The organism is Bradyrhizobium sp., assembly GCF_049691595.1.
Lineage (GTDB): Bacteria > Pseudomonadota > Alphaproteobacteria > Rhizobiales > Xanthobacteraceae > Bradyrhizobium.
Map to the genome: position 1 here is coordinate 1 of NZ_JBAVNZ010000623.1, position 3,187 is coordinate 3,187.

General features: G+C 57.8%; 5 protein-coding genes. 3 read left to right on the forward strand and 2 right to left on the reverse strand.

Features of this window, described 5'->3' with window-relative positions; all coding sequences use genetic code 11:
• A partial coding sequence (locus tag WCE35_RS25055; RefSeq protein ID WP_424595991.1) for a DUF6624 domain-containing protein occupies positions 1 to 255 on the reverse strand: 255 nt, incomplete at its 3' end.
• A 4-nt stretch (positions 256 to 259) separates the two neighbouring features.
• Positions 260 to 958, reverse strand: a complete 699-nt coding sequence (gene cmk / locus WCE35_RS25060) for a (d)CMP kinase (protein ID WP_424595992.1) — start codon at positions 956 to 958, stop codon at positions 260 to 262.
• Positions 959 to 1,069: 111 nt separating this feature from the next.
• Between cmk and WCE35_RS25065 the strand changes: the two genes are divergently transcribed.
• The 3 genes from WCE35_RS25065 to WCE35_RS25075 form a co-directional block, all read left to right on the forward strand.
• Complete coding sequence (locus tag WCE35_RS25065; RefSeq protein ID WP_424595993.1) at positions 1,070 to 1,384, forward strand: transposase; 315 nt, start codon at positions 1,070 to 1,072, stop codon at positions 1,382 to 1,384.
• A 35-nt stretch (positions 1,385 to 1,419) separates the two neighbouring features.
• On the forward strand, positions 1,420 to 2,427 hold the full coding sequence (locus tag WCE35_RS25070) for an IS3 family transposase (RefSeq protein ID WP_424595994.1): 1,008 nt from the start codon (positions 1,420 to 1,422) through the stop codon (positions 2,425 to 2,427).
• Between the two features lie 545 nt (positions 2,428 to 2,972).
• The coding region (locus tag WCE35_RS25075; protein WP_424595995.1) for a hypothetical protein at positions 2,973 to 3,187 on the forward strand (215 nt) is incomplete at its 3' end.

Sequence of the window (3,187 nt, forward strand, 5' to 3'; positions counted from 1 at the left end):
CTGCATATCCGGCTCACTGATCGAATGCTGTAACACGAGCCATGCGGCTTGCGCGCCGTCTTCGCCAACCATTGCCGTGCCCGGCCAACCATGCTCGGCAACAATCGCCCGCAGGCGCTCTGCATTCTGCCGATGCAGCAGCTCCATGCGTGGATGGTAGCCACTCTCAAGTTCGCCCACGTGCGCCAGTTCTTCGCGCACACGAAGGTCTGCCTCGCGCATCGCCAGCAAGTCGCGTTGCAGGTCTACATTCAAGAAATCAGTGTTCCACCGGGGATTTTGCGAGAGCCGCCTGCACCAGACCTTCGACCTGTGCGAGAACCTGATCTTCTGCCAAATGACTGGAGTCGATGATCACGGCGTCGGGCGCTGCGACCAGAGGGGAGTTGGCTCGCGTGCGGTCGCGCTGATCGCGCTCGCGCAATTCGGCGGCCATCGACTCTGCTGACGGACCCTTGGCATGCTGCTGCTCCAGGCGCCGCCGCTCGCGCACCCCTGGGTCTGCGTCCAGAAAGATCTTCAGGTCGGCATCGGGAAATACTTTTGTCCCGATATCGCGCCCTTCCATGACCACTCCACCGCCCGCTCCCATCTCACGCTGGCGCGCCACCATCCACTCGCGCACTTTCGGATGCACCGACACGCGCGATGCCGCCTCAGTCACGTCACGCTCCCGAATGCGTGCTGAAACATCACGTCCCCCCAGTAACACGCGGTTTCCGCCAATCGTCGGCTCAAGCTCGACACGAGCATCGTGAGCCAGCTTGACCAGCGCTACCTCGTCTTCGAACGAAGCGTCCCACTCAATCGCTTTGAGCGCGAGCGCACGATACATCGCGCCGCTTTCAAGGTTGACATAGCCCAGTTTGCGGGCCAGCCGGGACGCGATCGTGCTCTTCCCTGCTCCGGCAGGGCCGTCGATCGCAATGATTAGCTTGCGTGGGGAAATATCGGTCATCGGGCGAAGGTGCGATTTTACATGGTCGCGCCACCATGGCGGTAATAGATATGTCCTGCCTCAACTGGAAATGGAGAAAGCGTTCGTCCGTTAAGATAGCGGAGCGAACGTATGAGAAAAGAGCGCAAGCACTACACTGCTGAAGAGAAGGTGGCCATTCTACGCCGCCATCTTTTGGACAAAGTCCCGGTTTCCGATCTGTGTGAGGAGCTGGGGCTGCAACCCACCGTGTTGTACCGCTGGCAGAAAGAGTTGTTCGAGAACGGAGCGGCTGCCTTCCAATCAACGGAGCGTCCTCACCGCCAGGTGGAGGAGAAGCAGAAACGGATTGAGTTCTTGGAGAAGAAGGTGCAGACCAAGGACGAGGTCCTGGCCGAGTTGATGGCGGAGCACATCGCGTTAAAAAAAAGCCTTGGGGAACTCTGACCACGACGTGGGTGCCGCATGATGTGCGGGATCAGGTGGTCGATTTCGTCCGGCGCTGGTCGGAGAAGACCGAGATCGGCGTCGGGCGATTCGTTCATTGGTTGGGCGTGACTGGCAGCAAGTTCTACGACTGGCGGCAGCGCTATGGGCAAGCGAATGAGCACAACGGTTGGGTACCCCGAGATTTCTGGCTGGAGCCATGGGAAAAAGAGGCCATCATCGGCTTCCACCTGAAGAATCCGTTGGAGGGCTATCGGCGACTTACCTTCATGATGTTAGATCACGATGTGGTGGCCGTGAGTCCGGCGAGCGTATGGCGCGTGCTGAAACAAGCAGGACTGCTGTCGCGCTGGAAACCGAAGCCGTCGCGCAAGGGCACCGGCTTCGAACAGCCGTTGCAGCCGCATCAGCACTGGCATGTCGATGTTTCCTATATCAATCTGTCGGGCACGTTCTATTACTTGTGCAGCGTGCTGGATGGATGCAGTCGTTTTCTGGTGCATTGGGATCTGCGGGAGTCGATGAAGGAAGCGGACATCGAGATGCTTCTGGAACGAGCCAAGGAGAAGTACCCGGAAGCCAAGCCGCGGATCATCTCCGACAACGGACCGCAGTTCATCGCGCGGGACTTCAAGGAGTTCATTCGCATCTCGGGAATGACGCACGTGCGCACCTCGCCGTTTTATCCGCAGTCGAACGGGAAGATCGAACGCTGGCACCAGTCGCTCAAACGGGAGTGCATCCGGCCCCTGACCCCGTTGACGCTGGACGATGCGCGCCGCTTGATTCAAAGCTACGTGGATCACTACAACACGGTGCGACTGCATAGCGCGATCGGCTATGTGACGCCGCAGGATCGACTCGCCGGGCACCAGGCCGAGATCCACGCGGCTCGCGATCGCAAGTTGGAAGAGGCTCGTAGCCAGCGGCAACTTCGCCGGCAGCAGACGGCGTCTTTGGTGTTGGAACACTCTTCCACCGCAGCTACAATGACCTCGCCGGGTGAAACAGAAGCGGGCTCTGCAGGGATGCAACCACGCTGAGGGATACCCTGGTGGGGCTCATCGAGCCGATGCTCAGCAGCGCGGGAGCCAATCCTCTCGCGCTGTGCACTGCGAGGAAAAAGCCATCGGACGATAGACCCCCATGCCTTGAAAATCCCCGCCCCGAAGGGGCGGAATCTACACTAACGGAGAACGCTGCTTCTCCATTTCACGCTGAGCCAAGACAATCTTGCTAACTCTGCGAGCCATAGAGATTGTCGTCCTTGGCTCGCTAGAGAGGCACACGGCGCGCACACTGCCAGAGGCGCAAATCATGGATTCATCGACTGATTGTGGCGAAGACGACTCATGAGAATGTCAGTCAGAGCATACACAAAGAAATCGTTTCGCGAAGCCTTCAAAAGCCTAAGGGACAACAAGATGGTGCACAACTTTGGCAAGATGACTGCTATTTTCAAACCCTATGAACCAGGTTCTCCTGTGGGGAAATCTGTCCCAGGCACGATGACGTTGAATCCCCCCCAAGAGACGCGAATGGAAAGCTCGATTGGAGCAAGGCAACTTCTACTACAATCAATGTGGATATGGATCGTACCGATGCAGTTGAAAATATGGCTCATGAGGTTAAGCACGGAGTGCAGGCGCAGTCAGATCCTGTAGGTTTCCGCAATGCGGCAGCCAAAGGCGAAGGCTCTTCTGAATGCCAAAAATTGCAGGACGATGCAGATACGTTCCAGAAGAAAGTTGACGAAGAGAAACCTGACATGACAATCGACGAGGCAAAGAAGGCGTTGGAGGC